Below are 24,448 nucleotides of genomic sequence, written 5' to 3'. Positions count from 1 at the left end.
ATAGTTTGGGTGGGGTGACGTGAAGTGAATGAAAAAGTGACCCAATATCGTGATAAAGCGTCTCGATATTGGAATCAATTCAGCAAGAAACAAAAGGCATTGCTGTTGTCGACAATTGGCCTTGTACTCGTAGCTGCAGTTATCATGACGTATTTATTTTCGAAAACCGAGTATGAACTCGCATTTCGCGATTTGAACGCAAATGATGCGGCTGGCATCATTGAGTATCTAAATTCAAACAACATTCCGTATCAATTAAGTTCCAATGGAAGCCAAATATCTGTCCCAAGCACCTCAGCTGCAAAAGTTAAGGTGGATGTTGGTGCGCAAGGGATTGTGAAGAATGGCTCGATCGGCTTCGAATCATTCGGCGCTGACGGGCTAATGAGCGGAATGACCGACAATGTATTTGACGTGCGTTATAAGAACGCATTGAACGGAGAAGTCGAACGGTTACTGCGTCAAATGCAAGGCGTTCAGGATGCAAAAGTAATCGTCAATTTGCCTAAAGAGACGGTATTTGCTACACCGGATCAAGAACAAGCATCGGCATCCATCGTGCTTAGCTTTAAAGGCGGCTATCAGCCGAACCAGGCAGAAGTTGATGGATATTTCAATTTGGTGAAGACAGCTGTGCCGCATTTGCCGATTGAAAATATTACGATTTCTAGCAATGAAAGTATGTTCTTCGCTTCGGGTTCAGTCGGCGGTAATGGCAAAAACGCGCTCGGTGAAGTCGATGAGCAACTCAAAATTCAGCGTAAGTATGAAAACGATATTCGCATGACCGTTCAGCAGTTCCTTAATGGCCAATTTCCGGCTGACAAGGTTCATATCCTTGTCTCTGCCAAATTGAATTTCGACAAAATTCACAAGAAAGAAGATCTTGTCGAGCCTGTAAATAAGGAAGAGATGAAAGGAATTGAAATTAGCGTACAGGAAATGCAGGAATCCCATACAGGTAAAGGTTCACCTGAAAGTGGTGTTGCTGGCGTTGGCGATGGAGAAGTAACGAATTATCCTTCTGCATCTAACGGCGGAGAGACGAACTCCGAGAAATCCCAACGCACGACCAATTACGATGTGAATCGGATATCGAACACGATTGAAGCAAGTCCATATGCTGTTAAAGATTTAACCATTCATGCAGCAATCGACTCAGATCAAATGCAACAAGATCGAGTGCAGCAAGTCGAAAAGGTGCTGCGCAGTATTGTTGCCACTCAATTGAGAGATTCAGGTGTTACATATACAGACGTTGATCTGACGCAAAAAGTTTCTGTTATGACTCAAAATGGTTCTAAAGATGGAGTCGTGTCGGACAATCAGTCGATTCCGAACTGGGTATGGTATGGCGCGGGTGCGCTTGGATTACTAGCTGTGGCAGGAGGAATTACCTACGCGGTCGTCCGCAAACGCAGACAAGAAGAGGAAGAAGAATATTACGAGACCGAAATGTCTGGTCCGTCTCAACTCGAACTTCCTTCTATTGACTTAGAGAATTTGACTGGCGAGCATCAGGTACGCAAACAGCTGGAATCGCTAGCGAAGAAGAAACCGGATGAATTTGTTAAATTGCTGCGCACATGGCTAGTAGAGGAATCGAGGTGAGCGGAATGGTCAAAGGCGGATTAACAGGCAGACAGAAGGCGGCGATTTTGCTCATAACGCTCGGGCCGGAAGTGTCAGCTCAAATATTCAAGCATCTTAGGGATGAAGAAATTGAGCAGCTTACGCTCGAAATTGCAAATGTCCGCAAAGTAGATGCAGCGGAAAAAGAAGCGGTAATGAGCGAATTTCACCAAATTTGCCTAGCACAGGAATATATATCGCAAGGCGGTATTACATACGCAAAAGAAATTTTGGAGAAGGCACTCGGACAGCAGAAGGCGCTGGATATTATTAATCGCCTGACAGCAACGCTGCAGGTGAGACCGTTTGACTTCGCACGCAAGGCTGACGCACAGCAGATCTTCAACTTTATACAGAACGAGAATGTTCAAACGATTGCGCTGGTTCTCTCTTACTTGCAGACCGAACAAGCTTCGGTCATCCTATCCTCGCTTCCTCCTGAGAAGCAGGCAGAGGTGGCGAGAAGAGTTGCGTTGATGGACAGCACTTCGCCGGAAGTTATTAGTCAGGTGGAGCAGGTGCTTGAACAGAAGCTTTCGTCGACGGTTACCCAAGATTACACAAGCGCAGGCGGCATCGAATCGATCGTCAATATCTTGAATGGTGTCGATCGAGGAACAGAGCGGACGATTCTGGACTCTCTCGAAATTCAGGATCCGGAATTGGCCGAAGAAATCAAAAAGAGAATGTTCGTATTCGAGGATATCGTCAATATCGACAACCGTTCGATTCAACGCATTATCCGCGACATCGACAACAGCGATTTGCAGCTCGCACTCAAAGTTGCAAGCGAAGAGGTACGCGAGTCGATATTCCGGAATATGTCCAAGCGTATGGCGGATACATTCAAGGAAGAAATGGAATTTATGGGGCCTGTACGGCTTCGTGATGTGGAAGAAGCACAGACTCGAATCGTGTCGACTATCCGTCGCTTAGAAGAAGCGGGTGAAGTGATCATCGCTCGCGGCGGAGGAGATGATATCGTTGTCTAATGTCATCAAATCAACCGAGTATGTTCCTGTCGAGCAGCTGAGAATGCTGGAGGCGGTGCGCCGCCATCTCAGACAGGACGCAGCACCGGTAGAAGATCAAGCTGAGCCGTTGACTGCGGAACATGTCTTGAATAAGGATGAGCAGCTTGCAAGCTTGCGGCAGTCCATTCTCGATGATGCAGAATCGTTCGCTGAAGAGCATGTACGCAATGCAGCAGACGAGGCTGAGACGATGTTAAGCGAAACTCGTGAACAGATCGATGCCTGGTGGACAGAGCGAAGAGAACAAGATGAGCAGCTTGTCGAGTCATTGAAGCAGCAAGGATATGACGAAGGCTATCAGCAAGGGATGGCACAAGCGGAGCAGGAAATACAGCAGGCATATGAGCGCAAGATTGCTGAAGCTCAAGCCGTTTTGCAGCAAGCGTATCAGGCCAAAGAGCAAATCCTCCAGGAGGCGGAGCCTTTCGTCGTTACGCTTAGCTGTGCCGTTGCTGAGAAGGTCATTCAGCAGCAGCTCACGGTTGACCCAGACATTATACTCGAAATCGCTCGAAGAACACTTGCCCGCAAGCGTGAGAGCGGCACAATTACACTGTGTGTGTCGCCTGAGCAGTTCTCCTTCGTCCATGCAGCACGTGAGGAGCTTGGATTTGCAATAGACTCTCAAGCAGAACTGGAGATTATTCCAGATACAAGCGTGAACGATGGAGGTTGTGTTGTACGGTCATCCCTTGGAAGCATCGACGCCCGCATAGACACACAGTTGTCTGAAATCAAGAAGGCACTTCTGCAGGTGGCGATTCAGCAAGAGGAGCGTATAGACGATGGCGCTTAATTACAAATGGAATGCGAATAAATATATGGATCATTTACGGCAAATAGATCCAGTTCGTGTTAATGGTAAGGTAACGCAAGTAATCGGGCTGATGGTTGAATCTGAGGGGCCGGATGCAAGTGTTGGGGAAGTATGTTATATCTACCCGACGAAGGGCTGCGAGCCGTTGATGGCGGAAGTGGTAGGCTTCCGTGACAATAAGGTGCTTCTTATGCCGCTTGGCGAGCTGCAATCCATTGGCCCTGGCTGTGATGTTGTAGGCACAGGAAAGCCATTGAGTGTATCGGTTGGCTCAGAACTGCTTGGCAAGGTGTTAGACGGGCTAGGAAGACCGCTCGACGGATCTTTCTTGCCGACACGAATGTCGCAGTATTCGACAAATAATATTCCGTCCAACCCGCTTAAGCGTCAGCGTGTAAGCGAACCGATTGGAGTAGGAGTAAGGGCAATTGATGGTTTGCTAACGATTGGGAACGGGCAGCGGGTTGGTATTTTTGCCGGATCTGGTGTCGGGAAGAGTACACTTCTTGGCATGATTGCACGCAATACAGATGCCGATGTAAACGTCATCGCCCTGATTGGGGAACGCGGACGCGAGGTGCTTGAATTTATCGAACGGGATTTAGGACCTGAAGGGCTTGCTCGTTCGGTTGTTATTGTTGCAACCTCGGATCAGCCTGCGCTCGTTCGGATTAAGGGCGCGCTTATTGCGACAACGATAGCAGAGTATTTCCGAGATCGTGGGATGAATGTGATGCTGATGATGGATTCAGTAACTCGTTATGCAATGGCAATGCGTGAGGTTGGACTTGCCGTTGGGGAGCCTCCGGCGACACGCGGTTATACACCGTCCGTGTTTGCAAGCTTACCGAAGCTGCTAGAGCGTTCAGGAACGGGAACAAGCGGTTCAATTACTGCGTTCTATACGGTTTTAGTAGATGGTGACGATATGAACGAACCAATTGCCGATGCGGTTCGGGGGATACTGGATGGACACATTGTATTGAACCGGAACATCGCCAATAAGGGACATTTTCCTGCAATTGATATATTGGCCAGCGTCAGTCGGGTTATGAAGGATATTGTGCCGAAGGATCACCAATTGTCAGCAGAGCAGTTGAAGCGGCTGCTGGCAGTCTACCGTGAATCGGAAGATTTGATTAACATCGGCGCTTATCAGCAAGGCAGCAATCCTGCTATCGATGAAGCGATTGCCTATATCGAGCAGATCGAAACCTTTACGAAGCAGCGTATTGAAGAGGAAGCTTCCTATGAGGATACGGTGGAACAATTAATGATGCAATTTCCAGGGAGTTGAATGAGCAGTGCGAGCTTTTCATTATTCATTCCAGAAGGTTCTGGATCTGAGGACGAATGAGAAGAAACAAGCGGAATGGATGCTGTCAGAGGCTGTTGGACATCTGCATGCGGAAGAGAACAGCCTGCAAGAATGTCTTCGAGAATTCGAGACAGCAAGGCAGCAGTTGCAGAGTAGTGTGGACAGCTGTGCGCCAGCAGCTGAAGTTCAAGCTTGGCAGCAGTACATCTCCCATGTGGAACAGCAAATCCAACATGCGAGGACACGGGTACGGTCAGCAGAAATCCATGTTCAGGACAAGCAGGGTGAGCTTGCAGAACGAATGACGGATGAAAAGGTATGGACCAAAGCCCGTGAAAAAGCAGAAGAGGAGTTCAAGCGGCAGATGGCATTGTGGGAGCAAAGTGAGATGGACGAGCTCGCAACGGTCCGCTATCACATGGCCGCCCGCTAACATGGATACCGGTTCGAACCCGCCGCACAAGCAGGAGGGATAGCAGTGTCAGAGATGATGACAGAAGAAAAAGAAAGCAATTATTCAGGTTTTGAGCGTTTTTTGTTCTTTGTGACACCAATCATTTTTGCGATTATTTTAATCGGTGTGTTGTTGACACTCTTTAATGCGAATTGGCGCAGCCAGCTCGTGTCGATTGCCAGTGAGATTCCTATCGTGAACAAGTGGGTGACTCCAGAGGAAGCTCCGAAGGATAAAGCGAAGGAAGAAAAGAAGGCACAGAAGGAAGAAACCAAGGCGCAATCTGAACAAATTACAGAATTAAAGGCGCTGCTTGCTTCTAAAGATCAGGATTTGCGAGTCTTGGCCGACAAACGGAAAAGTCTTGAGGGGGAAGTTTCTGAGTTGAAGCACCAGCTTCAAAGTCTGAAAAGCAATCATCAGGAGCAGCAAGCGAATCAAGAGCAATATGATCGTCAAATTAAGGATTTGGCGAACGTGTATGCCAAGATGATGCCGAGTAAAGCAGCTCCGATCTTAGAGAATATGGCAACGGAAGAGATTGTGCTCGTACTGAATGCAATGAAACAAGACAACCGGGTCAAAGTTCTCGAGAAGATGAATCCCAAGGTGGCAGCTGAAGCATCCATGATGTTGAAGGATATTAAGCCGTCCGACAATTTGGAAATTCGCGCGCTGCAAGCGAGACTCAAGAAAAACGAGAACAGCAAAGAGGCGCAAACAGGGCTGGATCGTTCGCAGCTCAGTAAAACGTTCTCGAGCATGACACCGAAGAGCGGAGCAAGCTTCCTGCTTGAAACAGCAAAAATAAATCCGGACAAAGCACTGACAGTACTGAGTTCGGTTGACGATGCGACACGCTCGAAATTGATTAATGCCATGACAGACATAGACAAGACGAAGACAGCTAAGTTAGTTGCCAAATTATTGCCGAACCAATAACCGTATGTAACGGAAGGAGGTGAAAACATGTCAGGAACGATTACGAACGTATCTGCTGGTAATGCGGCATCGTTTTTCGGTGGAGTTCAATCGAAAGGCGATACAGGAGCTTCTGGTTTCTGGGCTACACTTGCTCAGTGCATGAGCGGTGCCGGAGCAGAAGGAGACGCAATGATGTCCTCAACACTCGGTTCAATGATGTCAGCAAATGAAATATTGGCATCACTGGGTTCGGAAGGAGAGGAATCATTGACTGAGGCGATTGGGCAATGGTTCGATGACCCGCTAAAGCAGCTGGATGAGCAGCTTGCAGCAGATCCAGACCCTGCTCTTATGGCTGCGCTGCAGCAATGGCTAATGCAAGCTCATCAGTGGCTGCAAGAACAGCAGCCAGGGCAGCAAGGTGATTCCGTACAATTTCAAAATCTGATTGCACAGCCTGAGACAATCACCATTGCAGTGCGCGATATTATGGCTCAGTTAGCGTCATACTTGGATGCGCCAAAAGGCACGGGGGAATCGGATAACTTCGCACATATGCTGCGTGCTGCCCTTCAATCGAAGGGGGATGGGCTTGAGACTGATGCAGATGGGTCTCAAGAACTAATGCGTCTTCTTAACGGCAGTGGAGCGAATCAGGCGGCATTGACAAGTGGTGATGATCAAGAGGCGGGACAAGTGCTTGGTGCTATGAAGAAGCTTACCGAATTAAACACACTGCTTCGTCCGGCAGCTACTTCCGCTGCGGCAAGAGCGGTTGTAGAATCGACTACGATTGATAGTACAGAAGCTCAGCCAACGCAGCAGGTCATGCTGGCAGGTCAATGGGCGATGAGACAGGAAGGATTGAATACAACGAAATCTACACCTGTTGTTCATGCGGATCGATTTGCGGATGAAATGTCCGGCTTCATCGTGAAGCAGCTTCGCTTTAGCAAGCTGGGTCCAGTATCAGAAGCGAAAATATCGTTGTACCCTGAGCATTTGGGGCAGGTCGATATTCGCTTGACAATACATAACGGACAATTGACAGCTCGCTTTATGACGGAGCATGGAATAGCGAAAGAGATGCTGGAACAGCAGATGTCAATGCTTCGAGGAGCATTACAGACGCAGGGCATTCAAGTTGAGAAGATTGAAGTTGCCCAGCAGCCATCTTCGTCAATGGCTTCATCGATGTTTCAGGAACAGCGGCAATCCAATGCCAATCGTCAACAATCATCGGAGCGTCAATCGAAGCAGCGTTCAGTAGCTATTGAAGATACAGCAGCGCTGAAGCAGGACGAAGAGCAGGTGAAGGAAGCACTGCGTGCTCATGGTCAATCCACCTTCTCAGCATCTGTATAATTGATGCGCATTTGGTAGCAGCAAGCAAGGAGAAGGGAGGGGCGGAAGTGCCAGGAGAAGTTAACAATGTAAAGAGCAATAACTTCCAAAAGGTCGTGACTTTCCCGAACTATCACAAGGACAATATGGCGTTGGCCGGTCGTGTGGAAGAGAAGAAGCTCGGGAAGGATGAATTTCTTAAAATTCTGATCACGCAATTGCAAAATCAGGATCCAATGCAGCCAATGCAAGATCGTGATTTTATCGCACAAATGGCGCAATTCAGCTCTGTCGAACAATTAATGAACATTTCGACGCAGATGAACACGATGCAGCAGACACTCGGAATGTCCTCCAATATGATCGGCAAGGAGATTACATGGATTGCGCAGAAAGATGCGGCAAGTACGGACGGTAAGGAAAGCACAACCCAAATCAAGACGGGCATCGTGGATTCCATTCTAGTTCGTGACAATCAGATGTACGCCAAAGTAGGCAAGGACGAAGTCGAAATGAAGTACATTTCTGAAATTCGCATGCCTTCAAGCGGACAAGTGGATGGGAATGCGACAAGCAAGCCGGAACAAGCCGTGGACGGCAATTCATGAATATCCAAGGCTCACTAGGGCATTTGCCGCCAATTCGTCCTGTACAGACAAATTCTTTGTCGAGGGCGACATCAAGCGGAAAGACAAGCGCTGCCCTCCAGTTTCAGCAGCTGCTGAATCAAGAGCTGCATAAGCAGGAAGACGTACGGTTCAGTCACCATGCGCAACTTCGGATGAAGGAGCGCGGGATGTCCATGACACCGGATTTGATGCAAAAGATGAAGCAGGCTATTTCACAAGCGGAATCCAAAGGAGCTAAGCAATCACTGGTTGTTGTTAACAAGCAGGCGTTCATTGTGAATGTTCACTCTCGAACGGTAATCACGGCTCTCGATGAAGCTTCTCAGCAGGATCACATCTTTACGCAAATAGACAGTGCCGTCCTTATGAATTAATGTTCATTGGCAGTTACATTGATGAGGTTGAGAAATGTGTAAATGGCAGGGCACGGTATGAAATGGCTGGACCGTTAAGGAGGCCATCGCTCATGGAACGACAGAAGTGAGCGGAATAACGAATAGTCGGAGGTAAAAAGAATGATTCGATCCATGTACTCTGGTGTATCCGGAATGCGCGGCTTTCAGACGAAGCTGGATGTAATCGGCAATAACATCGCGAACGTAAATACAGCAGGCTTCAAGGCTGGACGCGTAACCTTTAAGGATATTATGAGCCAAACGGTATCAGGAACGACTGCACCAGGCGATGGTGGTATGGGGGGCGTCAATGCTAAGCAGATCGGACTTGGTGCTGTTGTTGCTTCCATAGACAATGTGCATACAGGCGGCAGTGCGATGACGACGAACCGTCCGCTCGATTTGCGCATTGATGGAGATGGATTCTTTGCAGTAAAAATGGGTGATGATGGTGCGACCTTCTATACTCGCGCTGGTGATTTCCATCTCGATGCAATGCGTCAATTGGTAACTTCCGATGGTTTGCGAGTGCTGGACGCTGGCGGTGGCGGAATTCAATTGGATGAAGAGATCGTTGCCTTCACTATTGCACAAAATGGCGAAATTATCGCGAAGAGAGATGATGGTACGACTGAAGCAACAGGCGTCAAAATTGGTGTTGCGAAGATCCCGAATCCAGAAGGCTTGGAGAAGGTGGGAGGCAACTTGTACCGATTGACTCCGAATGCGATTGAGGGCGGCGCTCTTGATGAATTGTCGGAAGCAAACAGTCCAGAAGCTGGTACAGGCGCGATCATTTCCGGACAGCTGGAAATGTCGAACGTTGATTTGACTTCTGAATTTACCGAAATGATCGTTGCGCAACGCGGCTTCCAAGCGAACTCTCGCATCATCACAACTTCCGATGAAGTGCTGCAAGAGGTTGTTAACTTGAAGCGATAAGCTGTAGGTAATCCTGCTTCCTTAATCCCGCAGGCTGTGGGGGCATAATCCCCCGTCTGCGGGATGACGGACGGCGCTCGAAAGGAGGAATAGAATGATATCTGTTACGAGATTGAATGGATCGCCTGTATGGGTGAACGCCCTTCTTATCGAGTCTGTAGAGGAGACACCCGACACGTATATTACCCTGACGACAGGCAAGAAGTTTATTGTGCTGGAGAAAGGGCAGGAAGTCATTAGTTGCATTGAACAATACATACGTTCTGTAGGCATTATTGCCGGAACGAAGAAGACAGAATTATCGGAGGGACAACCATGAAACGAATGCTGCCGTGGATGATTACGGTGCTGCTAGCGCTCACGTTAATTGCACTGGTAGTTATTATGATGTCGAACTCAACACCAGGGAAACAAGCTAACCCGACTGGGAACATTGCTGTGCCTAGACTGTCTGCCGATGAAATTGTAGAAATGACGTCCAGTATGAATGAAATCAAGACGAACCTGGCAGATCACGACTATATTGTACTGACAGGATTCGCATTTCAATTGGACAGCAAGAAGACCAAGGAGCAGTTTGACAAGATCAAAGACATGCGTATTAAACCATTGATCTTACGCACGCTCGCAGACATGAAGCCGGAGGAACTGCAAGGCATGAAGGGACAAGATCAGTTATGTTCCAAGCTGCTCGAATTGATTAACAAGCAGTTGCCGGAGGGCAAGGTCATTCAAATCGACTTGACCGATTTCATTATGCAACGCCTCTAACAAGGGCGGTTACATCTGTTGTAGTTGATTCCTGTAAGGGGGTGAAACGATTGGTTGACGTGCTGTCACAGAACGAGATTGACGCCTTGCTGGCGGCGTTGTCCTCAGGTGAGATGGATGCAGAAGAGCTTAAGAAAGAGGAGACGCAGCGTAAAATTCGCTCCTATGATTTTAAGCGGGCTGTTCGATTTTCTAAGGATCATATCCGCAGCTTAACACGCATCCATGAGAATTTTGCCAGATATTTAACGACATATTTTTCTGCGCAACTCAGGACATTTGTACAAATCAATGTCGTACAGGTAGAACAGCTGCCGTATGACGAATTTATTCGGTCTATTCCGAAGATGACGATTCTGAATATTTTCGAGGCTGAGCCGTTCAAGGGGCGAATGGTACTCGAAGTAAATCCTAACGTAGCCTTTGCGATGCTGGATCGCATGTTGGGCGGTACGGGTATGGCTCCATCGAAAATCAATGCGTTAACAGAGATTGAGACGACGGTTATGGAGCGAATATTCAGCCGTGCGTTCGACAGTTTGCAAGAAGCTTGGAAAAATGTCCTTGATATTGAACCAAGACTTGAAGCATTGGAGACGAATCCACAGTTCATGCAGATCGTATCGCCGAATGAAACGATAGCGCTCATCTCCTTGAGCACGAAAATCGGGGATACGACGGGGATGATCAACTTGTGTATCCCGCATGTCGTCATTGAGCCGATCATGCCGAAGCTCTCTGTGCACCATTGGTTCGTATCAGAGAAGAAGACAAGAGAGCCGATTGAAGTTGAAAAATTACGCCAGCGCGTAACAAAGGCGAAGCTGCCGATATCGGTGGAGCTGGGGACATCCAATATTACGGTGCATGAGCTAATGCAGCTCGCGGTTGGCGATGTGATCGCGTTGAATAAGCCGGTTGACAGTGGATTGTCAATTCGGGTCGGCGAACGCGAGAAATATATAGGAACACCTGGTGTGTATAAGGATCGAGTCTCAGTACAAATCGATCACGTTGTAGATGAAGGAGTGGAAGAGCATGACGAGTAAGGACTACTTGTCACAGGAGGAAATTGACGCGTTGTTGAAGAGATCATCAGATGAACCGTCTGCCGAAGAAGCCGGTACTCCTTCCATTGAAAAGTTTTTGGACCCGATTCAAATTGATGCATTGGGCGAAATTGGCAACATCACATTCGGCAGTGCAGCAACAGCACTGTCCACGCTGCTTGGCAAGAAAGTAGAGATTACAACGCCTCGTATTTCGCTGCTTCAGCGTGAGAACTTGGAGAATGAGTTTCCGAAGCCGCACGTGGCCGTACACGTTCGCTATGTAGAAGGCTTTGAGGGTGTAAACTCACTCGTTATCAAAACATCGGATGCTCAGGTAATTGCAGACTTGATGCTTGGCGGAGATGGCACGAACACGAGTCATGATTTGACTGAAATTCATATTAGTGCCGTTCAAGAAGCTATGAACCAAATGATGGGATCTTCAGCGACTTCGATGTCTACCATCTTCAATCGCTTAGTCAATATCTCTCCTCCTGGAATTGGCATCTTGGATATGTCTAATGGAACAGGCGTAGATACATTGCCTGAAGATAATGTACTCGTTAAGGTATCGTTCCGATTGACGATTAGTGATCTGATCGATTCAACGATCATGCAAATATTAACAGTTCCGTTTGCGCGGAATATGGTCTCACTGCTGCTTGGCTCAGCTTCAGATGAACCTGCGGCTGCTGCAGAAACTCCGGTTGCAGAAATGCAGCCTGAAGCCAAATCAGCTTATGAAGCATCAATGACAGCACCAGTTCAACCGGCAATGGAATCCCATATGCCGCCGATGCAGGGCTATCATGATCCAATGGGAGGAGGGCATGCTATGCAGCAACCTTATACAAATGCTCCAATGCATACACCTGGTATGGATATGCGTGGAGATCACGCTGCAGCATTTGGGACTGCACCGAATCGGAATGTGAACGTGCAGCCTGTGCAATTCGCAAGTTTCCAATCGGCTCCATACCAACAAACGGATGAATCTAATCTAAATTTATTGTTGGACATCCCACTCAAAGTCACAGTAGAATTAGGTAGGACACACAAACAGATCAAGGACATCTTGGAGCTTTCCCAGGGCTCCATTATCGAGCTGGACAAGCTGGCAGGCGAGCCTGTCGATATTCTTGTCAACAACAAGCTTATCGCGAAGGGCGAGGTTGTTGTAATCGACGAGAACTTCGGCGTGCGTGTCACAGATATTATCAATCAGTGGGATCGAATTCAAAAACTACAATAAGATTTGGGGAGGATTCTCAACGATGGCAAACCGTATTTTGATCGTAGATGACGCAGCGTTTATGCGAATGATGATTCGCGACATTTTAACTAAAAATGGTTATGATGTTGTCGCGGAAGCATCGGACGGTGCACAGGCGATCGAAAAGTACAAAGAACATAAACCAGACCTGATTACAATGGATATTACAATGCCGGAAATGGATGGAATTACAGCGCTTAAAGAAATTCGCAAATCCGATCCGAATGCCAAAGTCATTATGTGTTCCGCGATGGGACAGCAGGCAATGGTTATTGATGCGATTCAAGCAGGAGCGAAGGACTTCATCGTGAAGCCGTTCCAAGCGGATCGCGTAATCGAAGCAATCAAGAAGACATTAGGTTAATTGTATGAAAACTGACAGCGGTCAACTGATGCAATCATCTGGTGTCGATGGATATTTATCGAGCTTATTGACCGTGTTGTTGTCACTTGCCGTCATCATCGTACTTATCGTGCTGTTCATCAAGCTGTTAAGCCGCAAAAACCGAATGTGGCAAATGAACCAAAGTATCCGAACGTTGGGCGGCACCGGCCTTGGACCAAACAAGTCGATGCAAATCGTAGAAGTTGGCGATGTCGTCTATGTATTGGGCATTGGGGAAGATATTACGCTTATCGATAAAATATCCGATCCGGCCCAAGCGGCACGCTTTACCGCGGCGCTTGAACGCGAGCAGCCGACAGCGGCATGGCCAACATCCTGGTCGGAGTGGAAACAACGTCTGCGAGTTGGACGCAATGGACGAACTATTGACAGTAACACGAAGCCAGAAGAGACGGAGTCTGTCTCATTCCATGAAATGTTTCATGAGAAGCTTGAGCGCATGCCGAAGCGCAGCGAGCAAGTGGAGCAGTTATTGAAGGAAGATAATAAAGAAGATCGGTAGATGGATTCATGAACAAAAAATTGTTACTATCTGTAACCGTCGCACTGTTTGTATCCAGCATGTCAGCTCATTGGGCTATGGCATCTCCCATTATTCCGGACATCGACATTAAGGTCGGGGGCGGAGGACAACCGGGAGCATCATCAATTTCGATATTGCTGCTTATTACGATATTGAGCATAGCTCCAGCAATTCTGGTGCTGATGACCTCCTTCACACGAATTGTGGTTGTCCTTGGGTTCGTGCGGACGTCCCTAGGGACGCAGCAGATGCCGCCCAATCAGGTGTTGATTGGTCTGGCGCTCTTTCTAACTTTGTTTGTGATGTCCCCGACAATTGGCGAAGTGAATCAATCAGCCCTACAGCCGTATTTAAAGGGTGAGTTGAACCAGACCCAAGCGCTCGAGAAGGCATCTGTTCCGATGAAGAAGTTTATGTTCTCACATACACGTGAGAAAGATTTGCTCTTATTTATGAAATACACCAAAACGGATAAACCGAAAACATACGAAGATATTCCGTTAACCGTACTCGTGCCTGCTTTCGCGATCAGTGAGTTGAAGACGGCGTTCCAAATGGGATTTATGATCTTTATTCCATTCTTGGTCATTGATATGGTTGTGGCCAGTACGCTTATGGCCATGGGGATGATGATGCTGCCTCCGGTTATGATATCGCTGCCGTTCAAGATTTTATTGTTCGTGCTCGTAGATGGCTGGTATCTCGTAGTGAAATCGCTGCTCATGAGCTTCAATACATGACGCGAGTCAGACATGGCGAACGGGAGGAATGAACATGAGTGCAGAATTTATTATGGGTCTGGCAGGACAGGCTGTGTTCACTGTTCTTAAAGTGAGCGCACCGATGTTGGTAGTTGCCTTGGTCGTCGGATTGTTAATAAGCGTTTTTCAAGCGACGACACAAATTCAGGAGCAGACGCTTGCGTTCGTACCGAAAATTGTGGCAGTTATGATCGTTGTGCTGTTGTTCGGACCCTGGATTTTAACGACACTCGTGGATTTTACGCACAATATTTTAAATAATTTGCATCATTATATCGGTTAGGCAGTGAAGCCATGGAAATGCTCGTACAAGCTTTCCCTGTTTTTTTGCTCTCGATGTGTCGAATCACGGCGTTCTTTGTCGCTGTTCCTGTCTTTTCTTCCCGAGGCGTGCCGATTAGGTTCAAGATCGGACTTGCATTCTTTGTCAGCTTAATCGCTTATTTATTGTTTGGGCTTGGTAAGAGTGTACCGACAGATGGAACTTATATCATTTATATTGTCCGGGAAATAATGATAGGCCTGCTCATCGGATATTTAGCACAGCTGTTCTTCTCTATCGTGCAGACAGCAGGTTCGTTCATCGATATGCAGATTGGGTTCGGCATGGCCAATGTCATTGACCCGTTGACCGGGGCAAGTTCGCCTGTGATGGGCAACTTTAAATACATATTTGTTGTTCTATTGTTTCTTGGAATGAATGGCCACCATTACTTTATCGACGGAATTATGCAAAGTTTTAAGTGGCTGCCGTTAGATGAGAATGCTTTTTTTGCTCAAATCGCAAATGGGAATATTACAGATTTCATTGTTAAGTCATTCACTGAAGCATTCATCATTGCTTTCCAAGTGTCTGCACCGCTTATCGTCGCTCTATTTTTAACGGACGTAGCACTTGGATTTCTAGCGCGAACGGCGCCGCAATTCAATATTTTCGTCGTTGGGATTCCGCTTAAGCTAATTGTTGGTCTTCTTATGCTGCTGCTAGTCGTACCAGGTCTTGTTTACGTACTGCAGCAATTGTTCTCTACGCTGTTCGAAGCGCTCGATCAGCTGCTACGCATGATGCAGGGGGCGAGATGATGAAGCAGCTTCACGATGTACACAGAGATGAGTCGAATCGCCACGCATATGTACTGCGTTATCCTCTTGATTTGCAGCTGTTCTCGCAAGAGAAGACAGAGAAAGCAACGCCGAAAAAGAGGCAAGAAACCCGCAAGAAAGGGCAAGTTGCCAAAAGTATGGATCTCTCAGGAGCGTTCATTCTCTTGGCTGGGTTCTCTTGCTTGTTCGTGCTCGGCGGTTTTATGAAGGATCGGATCGTCGAGCTGTTCCAAGATGTGCTGCAGAATCGGCTTACAATGGATGTGACGGCGAACAATGTGCTGGACTACTTCAGTTCCATATTTCTTAAACTGATGGTTATACTGGCACCGTTGTTTATTTCAGCAATCGTTATTGCGCTCGTCGTCAACTACATGCAGGTGGGCTTCTTATTTACTGGTGAGCCGCTGAAGATGAAGCTGGAGAAGATTGATCCGGTAAAAGGTTTCAAAAATATTTTTTCCATGCGTTCTGTAGTTGAATTTCTAAAATCCATTATGAAGCTCACGACGATCGGTGTAATCGTCTACACCTCATTGTGGGGGGAGCGAGATACGATCGTCATGCTGTCCCATGTTCCTTTGAATGACATCATGTCATTTACAGGGCATTTGACACTTATGCTTGGCATGAAGATTGGAGTGGCGTTATGTGTGCTTGCCGCTCTGGATTACATGTATCAACGATATGAATACGAGAAAAGCTTACGGATGTCAAAACAGGACATTAAGGACGAATTCAAGAAGACCGAAGGTGACCCACTCATTAAGGGTAAAATTCGTGAACGACAGCGACGTATGGCACTCATGCGTATGATGCAGGAGGTTCCGAAAGCAGACGTCGTCATTACAAACCCGACGCACTTCGCAATTGCACTGAAATATGATGGTGGTGCGATGGAAGCACCGGAGATTGTAGCCAAGGGACAGGATTACGTCGCGCTCCGAATTAAACAGATTGCCAAGGAACACGGCGTCATAACGATGGAAAACAAGCCGCTCGCCCGTGCTTTGTATCAGAGGGCCGATATTGGCGATACCGTTCCGGCCGATTTGTTCCAAGCCGTGGCTGAGGTACTGGCATACGTATACAAAGTAAAAGGCAAAGGCAATTGATTAATCTTGATCAAGGATGGAGGGTGCATTCCGTGAAAACGAGAGATTTATTCGTCTTGGTCGGTATTATCGGTATCGTACTCATGATGGTTTTACCTATACCGACCTGGTTGCTTGACATTTTACTCGTAATCAATATATCGATCGCGCTCATGATTTTGCTCATTGCCATGAATACGAGGGAAGCGTTGAACTTCTCGATTTTCCCGGCTATGCTGCTCATTACGACATTGTTCCGACTCGCATTGAACATATCCACTACGAAGCAAATCCTTACGAATGGCGAAGCTGGTGACGTTGTTGCCACATTCGGTGAGTGGATAACCCAGGGAAATATTGCGGTTGGTCTTGTCGTCTTCCTCATTCTTGTCATTGTACAGTTTATTGTTATTACGAAAGGCTCTGAGCGGGTCGCTGAAGTATCAGCACGCTTTACGCTCGATGCGATGCCGGGTAAGCAAATGGCAATTGACGCAGACTTGAATGCAGGACTTATCAACGAACAGCAGGCCCGTGATCGCCGCGATAAGATTAGCCGAGAAGCGGATTTCTATGGCGCCATGGACGGTGCCAGTAAATTCGTAAAAGGGGATGCGATTGCAAGTATCATCATCCTGCTTATTAACTTGATCGGCGGCTTCATTATCGGAATGGCGATGCATGGAAAATCATTTGGCGATGCAGCATCTACTTATTCGATATTGTCGATCGGTGATGGACTTGTCAGCCAGATTCCAGCGCTTCTTATTTCGACCGCAGCAGGTCTTATCGTAACAAGGGCGGCATCTGATGGAAACTTGGCAGAAGATTTGCGAGCGCAGATGTTTGCTTATCCGAAGCTGCTCTATATCGTATCAGGCACGATCGCGTTACTCGGATTACTTACGCCAATTGGAATTGGATCTACGATTCCATTTGCTGTCATTCTTGGGATTGCTGGATATCGGATGCAGAAGAACATCGATGAGCGGCAAATCGAAGAAGAGCAGCTTGAGGAAGAACTGCAGATTGAAGAAGTGCGCAGTCCAGAGAGTGTAATCAATTTGCTGCAGGTTGATCCGATTGAATTTGAGTTCGGTTATGGACTCATTCCGCTTGCAGATACACAGCAAGGCGGGGATTTGCTCGACCGTATTATTATGATTCGACGCCAATGCGCGTTAGAGCTCGGCTTGGTCGTTCCTGTCATCCGCATTCGAGACAATATCCAATTGAAGCCGAATGAATATGTCATCAAGATTAAGGGCAATGCGGTAGCCCGTGGGGAGCTTCTGCTCAATCATTATCTGGCGATGAATCCCGGTTATGATGATGAATCGGTATCAGGAATTGAAACGGTAGAGCCGGCATTCGGACTACCAGCATTATGGGTGGATGATGCGATGAAGGAGCGTGCCGAATTGGCAGGATACACGGTAGTAGATCCGCCTTCTGTTGTGGCTACGCATCTGACTGAAATCGTTAAAAAGCATGCACACGAGCTTATTGGACGTCAGGAGACGAAATCGCTTGTTGAAACGGTTAAGGAACAATATTCTGCTCTTGTGGATGAACTGATTCCAAATGTATTGACGATCGGGGATGTTCAGAAAGTTCTGGCGAAGCTTCTGCGAGAGAAGATCTCGATTCGCGATCTGGTAACCATATTCGAAACACTGGCAGATTACGGTACATATACGAAGGATCCGGATGTATTAACTGAATATGTGCGTCAAGCGCTTGCTCGCCAGATTACACAGCAATATTCAACTCCAGGCGAGACGCTGCGTGTGATCACAATTGGACCAAGCTTGGAAAAGAAAATTTCGGACAATGTGCAGCAGAACGAGCATGGTTCTTACCTTGTACTAGATCCGAATACGACACAGCAGGTATATCAGCGCATGAGTGAACAGATTCAGAAGCTGCTACAGACCGGACATTCGCCGATCATGCTGGCATCTCCGAACATTCGCATGTACTTGCGGCAGCTTATGGAGCGTGCGATGCAGGATGTTCCGGTTCTGTCCTACAATGAGCTTGAACCAAATGTTGAAATTCAAAGCGTCGGAGTGGTGAATGTATGAGGGTGAAAAAATACCTCGTCGAAACGATGCCGGAGGCCATGAGTCAAATCAGGCAAGAACTTGGAAAAGATGCGGTCATTGTCAGTACCAAAGAAGTTAAGACAGGCGGTATTCTTGGCATGTTCCGTAAGCGAGCTATTGAAGTAGTGGCGGCGGTCGACGAACAAGCTAAGCCTACAGCCAAGTCTTCCACAGAACCCAATATTCCTCCTGTCAATGGGGCGATGCAATCGTATGTTCCTTCATCGGTTGCTCGCTCCATGTATGGGGGAGGCGGCAGCAATGGTCAGTCTGCAATAAATGTGGAACGTGGAACCGCGCAACCGCAGGCAGATGCAGCTGGTCGCATGCCGCAGTCAATGATCTCTAATAGGGCGGTTCAGCCTCCAAATTCCATGCAGACGATGTCTGCTGATTTAGAAGAAGAGAGTACTGCTGTGCCTTGGACGCAGCTTCCATTTGCACGGTCTGAACGGGCCGTTATGCCGATGACATCGATTGAACAAGATCCGACTGACCCGCATTTACAGAAAGAATTGGCTGAAATGAAACGGATGATGCGTAAAGTAATGGAGCGCGTCAACTATGATTCATGGTCAGAGAGCGCACAGGAGGTAGAGCGTCATCTCAGGCTTCAAGGACTGTCGCAAGAGGCTGCATATGGATACGTGCAGCAGGCTTGGGAGCAATGCAAGTTGAACCGTGAGGAAGAGCCTGATTCTGATGTGCTGAGGGGCTATGTGAAAGATATCGTAGAAGAGAAGCTTCAGTCGCATGTTGTCCATGGATTGACACCTGCTACCCGCATTTTGTATGTCGTTGGGCCGACTGGAGTGGGTAAGACGACGACGATTGCGAAGCTGGCTGCAGATCAAATGTTCCATCATCAACGCAAGGTAGGTCTAATTGCTTCTGACACCTATCGAATTGCAGCTGTTGAACAACTCAGAACATATGCATCGATATTGAACGTTCCGATGGAGGTTGTGACCTCGCCCAATGACACGGAACGGGCATTGCGGGCGCTTCAAGGCTGTGATCTGATCATTATGGATACAGCAGGGCGCAATTTCCGCAACGATATGTATGTGAATGAGTTGAATACGATGCTTAAGCCGTTCCCAGACAGTGAGACATTCCTCGTATTGAGCTTAACTTCCAAGACGGAAGATATGATCGCTATACTGGAGCGTTTCTCAAGACAGCGCATCGATCGGATCATATTCACGAAGGCGGATGAGACAGATACATTCGGTTCAGTGCTTGAACTTGCAGATCGAACGACGATTCCGTTCAGTTATATAACTACAGGACAGAATGTCCCGGACGATATCGAGCCGTTCCAGGTGGATGAAGCGGTAAGACGAATAGTAGGTGCATGACGAAATGAGCTACGATCAAGCAGAAGGACTAAGACAGTTGGTAGAATCCCGTCATGAAAGAGTTGGTTCCACGGTGTCATCTCGGATGGCGCAGGGAAGCTCTGAAGTTCGATCTGCACGTATTATTGCCGTTACGAGCGGTAAGGGCGGCGTGGGAAAATCCAATTTTACGTTGAACTTCGCGCTCTCCCTCCAAGATGCGGGGTATCGAACACTTGTATTCGATGCGGATATCGGCATGGGGAACATTGATGTTCTGCTCGGTGCGACATCAGGTGTGAGCCTCATGCACGTCTTGCGAGACGGGCACTCCCTGCAGGATATTATTCAGGTAGGTCCTCGAGGAATGCACTACATCCCAGGAGGCTCCGGGTTCCAAGAATTATTGGATATGCCTTCCGTTCATATTGAACACTTCATCCAAGAAATGGAGAAATGGTCATCACAGTATGATGTCATCTTGTTTGATACGGGAGCGGGCCTGAGTAAGGAGACGATGCAATTTCTCTCAGCAGCGGATGAGACGCTTGTTGTAACCACACCTGAGCCAACGTCCATTGCGGATGCCTATGCACTGATTAAGGTCGTTTCCGCTGCGAGACCTGATCATTCGTTCCGTCTTGTCATCAACCGAGCTTCAGATTGGAAAGAGGGAAGCCAGACGGCTGAGCGATTATCAACGGTAGCGGAACGATTCTTGAATCATCCGATTCCGACGCTGGGGATTTTATATGATGATCCCCATGTGATGCAGGCCGTAAAGAGGCAAATTCCATTCGCTATTTTGTATCCACAATGTATAGTTGCCAAGCAGCTTCGTGAACTAGCCAATGCTTACATTCACGGAATCGGGCAGACTGGACAAGCTGGAGGGGTTAAGCAATTTTTGCGGAAATGGCTGGGCAGATGGTCCTCCTAAATGTAAGGCATGAAGAAATGGAGGACGCAGCATTCACAAATGGCTGCTTAGGGAGCGTGATGAGAAATTGACAACCAAGAAAGTGCTTGTCGTGGACGACTCGGCCTTCATGCGAACGATTATATCTGATTTAATTATCCAGGATCATTCCTTTGAGATTATCGGTACTGCCTCTAATGGCGTAGATGCTGTACACAAAGTGATGGAACTGAAGCCAGATGCAGTGACGCTGGATGTTGAGATGCCGATTCAGAATGGCCTCGTAGCACTTCAGAGCATAATGACAGATTGCCCTACCCCGGTCATTATGCTGTCAAGTTTAACAGAAGAAGGGCGCTCGGAGACATTATCCGCACTTGAATATGGAGCTTTTGACTTCGTATGTAAACCAAGCCCTGCGGGTGGGACGAAAGATATACATAAGGTTGGAGAAATGCTGCGGGAGAAGCTGCATACTGCAATTGCTTCTCAAGAAAGAAAGCGTCAGCTGGAACGACTGCGGGAACAAGGGGAGCGGCTAAAGCGGGAGTACGCAGCTGCTTTACCGACAGAAGAGCTCGTCCCAAGGCCTCCGCATCAATCCGGTTTAAAGTCTCGTACAGATGATGGGAATAAGCTGAGAGCGAAGAGCCCGATTACTTCTAGAGCGGCTGCAAAATTGGCAGCGAAGGAAATGCAGACACAGCGCAGCATGGAGGATACGCCGATTATTGGCCGTACTCGTGCCGGGAAGCCAGTTGCTCCGAATGCGAACGAGGAATTGCATCCTAATCACGAAGAGCGCCTAGATGTCACGCATCTGAATGGCTCAGAATTCGTTGGAACAGCGAATGCAGCCAACTCAACGAGATTTGAGCAAATAGTTGCCATTGGGACATCGACGGGCGGTCCGCGTGCATTGAAAGAGCTGTTGTCAGCATTACCTAAACATATTCCCGCACCGATATTGGTGGTTCAGCATATGCCGCCTAATTTCACAAAATCATTAGCTGAACGTTTGAACAATTACAGTGATATTGAAGTAAGGGAAGCGCAGCATGGCGATGTGCTGCAGACTGGGGTAGCTTACATTGCACCAGGTGGCATGCATATGATGGCCGTGCGCAATGCAGAGGGGAAATATTCGATTGCTTTATCCAAAGGTGAGCCCCGCAACGGACATCGTCCATCAGTAGATTCCCTGTTCGAATCACTACTGCCGTTGAAGGGACTGAAACGGCATATCGTGCTGTTGACGGGAATGGGTAGTGACGGTGCGAAAATGATGAAACGGTTGGCCGACGAGGGCGTAACTTCAACCTTTGTCGAAAGTGAAGAAAGCTGCGTCGTCTTCGGCATGCCGCGCGCGGCAATCGAGTTGGGATGCGTATCGCAAGTCATTCCACTACATCAGATGGCAAAGTCCATTACACATGCAATGAAATGATCAGATACTGTTGTGCAAATCGTTAAAGGAGGTGTTCGAGCATGGATTTGAATCAATATTTGTCCATGTTTATTGACGAAGCGAACGACCATTTGCAAGCGTTGAACGAGCACATGCTAGAGTTGGAGAACCAGCCAGACGATGTTGGGATCGTGCAAGTCATTTTCAGGTCGGCCCACACCTTAAAAGGGATGTCGGCGACAATGGGGTTTGAGGATTTGGCCTCATTAACACACCAGATGGAAAACGTATTGGATCTTGTAAGAAACCAACAGCTCGCGATGGACTCCTTCATTTTTGATACGTTATTCCGAAGCTTGGATGCTTTGGAAGCTATGGTCTCCGATATTACTAACGGTGGAGAAGGCAAGGCAGATGTGACGGCAATTGTTGCAGCTCTCCAATCGATTGTCAAAGGCGATTACAAGAAGGAAGCTTCTTCCGCAGACGGAAGCTCCGCAGATGATGCTGAAGAGCAAAATGAGCGGCTTGATGAATTCCAGAGAAGTATCTTGGAACAATCGGTGGAAGCAGGCATGCATGTGTACTACATCCACATCCAATTGCGTGAAGATTGCGTACTAAAGGCAGCTAGAGCCTATATGGTATTTCAGGTGCTTGGGCAGTACGGTGAAGTAGTGAAGTCGAATCCTCCTGCACAGGACATAGAGCAGGATAAGTTCGACAATGGCTTTACCGTATTCTTTGTCAGCGGTGAAGATGCCGAGCGATTGCAGCAAGAGATCGGACAAGTCTCAGAGCTGGACAGCGTACAAGTACAGCCATTCACGCTTGAAGACATCCGCAATTGGAATAGTCAAATCGAAGAAGTACAAGCAGGCAGACAAGAAGCAGCAGCAACCGCAGCGCCAGCCAAGCCAGAAGTGAAGACAGAGCAGCCAGCGGCATCCGAAGCTTCGGATGCGCCTGCACGCAAACCAAGCAGCACGCCAGCAACTGGAAAAGCAGTTGGAAACCGGACGATTCGCGTAGATATTGAACGGCTCGATGTACTGATGAATCTACTAAGCGAAATGCTCATTGATCGCGTACGGCTCGAGCAATTGTCAGGTGATCTCAAGCATCATGATTTGACAGATACGGTGGAGCATTTGTCACGAGTAAGCTCTGATTTGCAAAATATTGTGCTTAAGCTGCGCATGGTTCCTGTTGATACGGTATTCAGCAGATTCCCGCGGATGATGCGTGACTTAGCCAAATCACTTGATAAGAAGATAGACTTTATTATAACCGGTGCTGAGACAGAGCTTGACCGCACCGTAATTGATGAGATCGGAGATCCACTTGTTCACTTGCTGCGCAATGCAGTTGACCACGGTATTGAATCTATTGAGGATCGTATCGCAGCCGGCAAGCCAGAAACAGGGACTGTTCATTTGCGGGCTTTCCACAGCGGCAATCATGTCTTCATCGAAATTGAAGAAGATGGTCACGGAATCGACCGTGCGATGGTGTTGAAGAAAGCCATCAAGAATGGCGTTGTCACTGCGGAGAGAGCAGCTCAAATGAGTGATGAGCAGGTGTATATGCTGCTATTCGCATCTGGATTCAGTACGGCGGAGAAGGTCTCGGATATATCTGGCAGGGGTGTTGGACTGGATGTAGTAAGATCCAAGATTACATCTTTAGGTGGACACGTCATTGTTGAGTCTAAGCTGGGACAAGGAACGAAGTTTATCGTACAGCTCCCGCTTACATTGTCCATATTATCGGCCATGCTCTTCCGTTTGGGAAGTGAGAAATATGCGATTCCGCTTAGCTCTATAGTGGAGACAAGCATGGTCAAAAAAGAAAAAATCCGCCGGGTTCATGGTGGTATCCGGATGGTTGATTACCGAGACAGTGTAATCCCTCTTCTATCACTCAGCACACTTTTCGATTGCCCGAATTACTCGGATATGGAGGAAGAAGAGGTTGAGATCATCATCGTACGCAAAGGTGAACGTATAGCAGCATTGGCTATCGATGACTTTATCGGTCAAAGCGAAATTGTTTTGAAGCCATTAGGAAGCTATTTAAAAAATGCGCCAGGCTTCTCAGGAGCAACGATTCTCGGTGATGGACAAGTTGCATTGATCATTGATCCGAATGCGTTGCTGAAGTAATCCTCAATGTCTATTTATGATTGCAAAATAGTCAT

Annotated in this window: 25 protein-coding genes; all 25 read left to right on the top strand. The window is 47.7% G+C overall.

The features are described from left to right. The first annotated feature begins 24 nt into the window (after positions 1–24). The 25 genes from fliF (at position 25) to BLS15_RS09140 (ending at position 24,413) form a co-directional block, all read left to right on the top strand. Positions 25–1,611, top strand: coding sequence for a flagellar basal-body MS-ring/collar protein FliF (gene fliF, locus BLS15_RS09260; RefSeq protein ID WP_021256556.1), 1,587 nt, complete (start codon positions 25–27; stop codon positions 1,609–1,611). Positions 1,612–1,616: 5 nt separating this feature from the next. Next, positions 1,617–2,624, top strand: coding sequence for a flagellar motor switch protein FliG (gene fliG / locus BLS15_RS09255; protein ID WP_005550597.1), 1,008 nt, complete (start codon positions 1,617–1,619; stop codon positions 2,622–2,624). Beyond that, the gene (locus tag BLS15_RS09250; RefSeq protein WP_021256555.1) at positions 2,617–3,462 is read left to right on the top strand and encodes a FliH/SctL family protein; all 846 of its coding nucleotides are present in this window, start codon (positions 2,617–2,619) and stop codon (positions 3,460–3,462) included. The genes fliG and BLS15_RS09250 overlap by 8 nt, the downstream gene beginning before the upstream one ends. Further along, positions 3,452–4,780 (top strand): flagellar protein export ATPase FliI, encoded by a 1,329-nt coding sequence (gene fliI, locus BLS15_RS09245; protein ID WP_021256554.1) that lies wholly within the window; start codon positions 3,452–3,454, stop codon positions 4,778–4,780. The genes BLS15_RS09250 and fliI overlap by 11 nt, the downstream gene beginning before the upstream one ends. A gap of 7 nt (positions 4,781–4,787) precedes the next feature. Then, positions 4,788–5,234 carry a flagellar export protein FliJ gene (gene fliJ, locus BLS15_RS09240; protein WP_021256553.1) on the top strand — a complete coding sequence of 149 codons (447 nt, stop codon included), beginning with the start codon at positions 4,788–4,790 and terminating at the stop codon, positions 5,232–5,234. Positions 5,235–5,288: 54 nt separating this feature from the next. Continuing rightward, positions 5,289–6,197 carry a MotE family protein gene (locus BLS15_RS09235; RefSeq protein WP_065291910.1) on the top strand — a complete coding sequence of 303 codons (909 nt, stop codon included), beginning with the start codon at positions 5,289–5,291 and terminating at the stop codon, positions 6,195–6,197. Positions 6,198–6,224: 27 nt separating this feature from the next. After that, on the top strand, positions 6,225–7,544 hold the full coding sequence (locus BLS15_RS09230; RefSeq protein ID WP_021256551.1) for a flagellar hook-length control protein FliK: 1,320 nt from the start codon (positions 6,225–6,227) through the stop codon (positions 7,542–7,544). 47 nt (positions 7,545–7,591) lie between these two features. Further along, entirely contained in the window at positions 7,592–8,131 is a 540-nt protein-coding gene (locus BLS15_RS09225) for a flagellar hook capping FlgD N-terminal domain-containing protein (protein ID WP_021256550.1), read from the top strand. Next, complete coding sequence (locus BLS15_RS09220; protein ID WP_021256549.1) at positions 8,128–8,526, top strand: TIGR02530 family flagellar biosynthesis protein; 399 nt, start codon at positions 8,128–8,130, stop codon at positions 8,524–8,526. The genes BLS15_RS09225 and BLS15_RS09220 overlap by 4 nt, the downstream gene beginning before the upstream one ends. 141 nt (positions 8,527–8,667) lie before the next feature. After that, complete coding sequence (gene flgG / locus BLS15_RS09215; RefSeq protein ID WP_021256548.1) at positions 8,668–9,489, top strand: flagellar basal body rod protein FlgG; 822 nt, start codon at positions 8,668–8,670, stop codon at positions 9,487–9,489. Between the two features lie 94 nt (positions 9,490–9,583). Then, positions 9,584–9,808 (top strand): flagellar FlbD family protein, encoded by a 225-nt coding sequence (locus tag BLS15_RS09210; protein ID WP_021256547.1) that lies wholly within the window; start codon positions 9,584–9,586, stop codon positions 9,806–9,808. Continuing rightward, positions 9,805–10,260 carry a flagellar basal body-associated FliL family protein gene (locus BLS15_RS09205; protein ID WP_021256546.1) on the top strand — a complete coding sequence of 152 codons (456 nt, stop codon included), beginning with the start codon at positions 9,805–9,807 and terminating at the stop codon, positions 10,258–10,260. Before BLS15_RS09210 ends, BLS15_RS09205 begins: the two co-directional genes overlap by 4 nt. A 50-nt stretch (positions 10,261–10,310) precedes the next feature. Then, a complete protein-coding gene (gene fliM, locus BLS15_RS09200; RefSeq protein WP_021256545.1) occupies positions 10,311–11,309 on the top strand; it encodes a flagellar motor switch protein FliM in 999 nt (332 codons plus the stop codon). Beyond that, positions 11,299–12,564, top strand: a complete 1,266-nt coding sequence (gene fliY, locus BLS15_RS09195; RefSeq protein WP_021256544.1) for a flagellar motor switch phosphatase FliY — start codon at positions 11,299–11,301, stop codon at positions 12,562–12,564. Before fliM ends, fliY begins: the two co-directional genes overlap by 11 nt. Positions 12,565–12,586: 22 nt before the next feature. Further along, complete coding sequence (locus tag BLS15_RS09190; RefSeq protein WP_005550576.1) at positions 12,587–12,949, top strand: response regulator; 363 nt, start codon at positions 12,587–12,589, stop codon at positions 12,947–12,949. A gap of 4 nt (positions 12,950–12,953) precedes the next feature. Then, positions 12,954–13,493, top strand: coding sequence for a flagellar biosynthetic protein FliO (locus BLS15_RS09185; RefSeq protein WP_021256543.1), 540 nt, complete (start codon positions 12,954–12,956; stop codon positions 13,491–13,493). An 8-nt stretch (positions 13,494–13,501) separates the two neighbouring features. Then, a complete protein-coding gene (fliP, locus tag BLS15_RS09180) occupies positions 13,502–14,254 on the top strand; it encodes a flagellar type III secretion system pore protein FliP (protein ID WP_021256542.1) in 753 nt (250 codons plus the stop codon). A gap of 34 nt (positions 14,255–14,288) precedes the next feature. Then, positions 14,289–14,558, top strand: coding sequence for a flagellar biosynthesis protein FliQ (gene fliQ, locus BLS15_RS09175; protein ID WP_021256541.1), 270 nt, complete (start codon positions 14,289–14,291; stop codon positions 14,556–14,558). 11 nt (positions 14,559–14,569) lie between these two features. Further along, on the top strand, positions 14,570–15,358 hold the full coding sequence (gene fliR / locus BLS15_RS09170; protein ID WP_021256540.1) for a flagellar biosynthetic protein FliR: 789 nt from the start codon (positions 14,570–14,572) through the stop codon (positions 15,356–15,358). Continuing rightward, positions 15,358–16,494 carry a flagellar biosynthesis protein FlhB gene (gene flhB, locus BLS15_RS09165; RefSeq protein WP_021256539.1) on the top strand — a complete coding sequence of 379 codons (1,137 nt, stop codon included), beginning with the start codon at positions 15,358–15,360 and terminating at the stop codon, positions 16,492–16,494. Before fliR ends, flhB begins: the two co-directional genes overlap by 1 nt. 32 nt (positions 16,495–16,526) lie before the next feature. Further along, entirely contained in the window at positions 16,527–18,560 is a 2,034-nt protein-coding gene (gene flhA, locus BLS15_RS09160) for a flagellar biosynthesis protein FlhA (protein WP_021256538.1), read from the top strand. After that, complete coding sequence (gene flhF, locus BLS15_RS09155) at positions 18,557–19,942, top strand: flagellar biosynthesis GTPase FlhF (protein WP_021256537.1); 1,386 nt, start codon at positions 18,557–18,559, stop codon at positions 19,940–19,942. The genes flhA and flhF overlap by 4 nt, the downstream gene beginning before the upstream one ends. Positions 19,943–19,946: 4 nt before the next feature. Then, positions 19,947–20,861, top strand: a complete 915-nt coding sequence (locus tag BLS15_RS09150; RefSeq protein ID WP_021256536.1) for a MinD/ParA family protein — start codon at positions 19,947–19,949, stop codon at positions 20,859–20,861. A 67-nt stretch (positions 20,862–20,928) separates the two neighbouring features. Then, on the top strand, positions 20,929–22,287 hold the full coding sequence (locus BLS15_RS09145) for a protein-glutamate methylesterase/protein-glutamine glutaminase (RefSeq protein WP_090511263.1): 1,359 nt from the start codon (positions 20,929–20,931) through the stop codon (positions 22,285–22,287). 41 nt (positions 22,288–22,328) lie between these two features. Further along, the gene (locus BLS15_RS09140) at positions 22,329–24,413 is read left to right on the top strand and encodes a chemotaxis protein CheA (RefSeq protein WP_028531194.1); all 2,085 of its coding nucleotides are present in this window, start codon (positions 22,329–22,331) and stop codon (positions 24,411–24,413) included. Positions 24,414–24,448: the final 35 nt, after the last annotated feature.

Origin of the sequence: Paenibacillus sp. cl6col (assembly GCF_900102125.1) — a bacterium.
Classification (GTDB): Bacteria; Bacillota; Bacilli; order Paenibacillales; family Paenibacillaceae; genus Paenibacillus_B; species Paenibacillus_B suaedae.
This window is presented reverse-complemented; position numbering and strand designations above follow the sequence as displayed.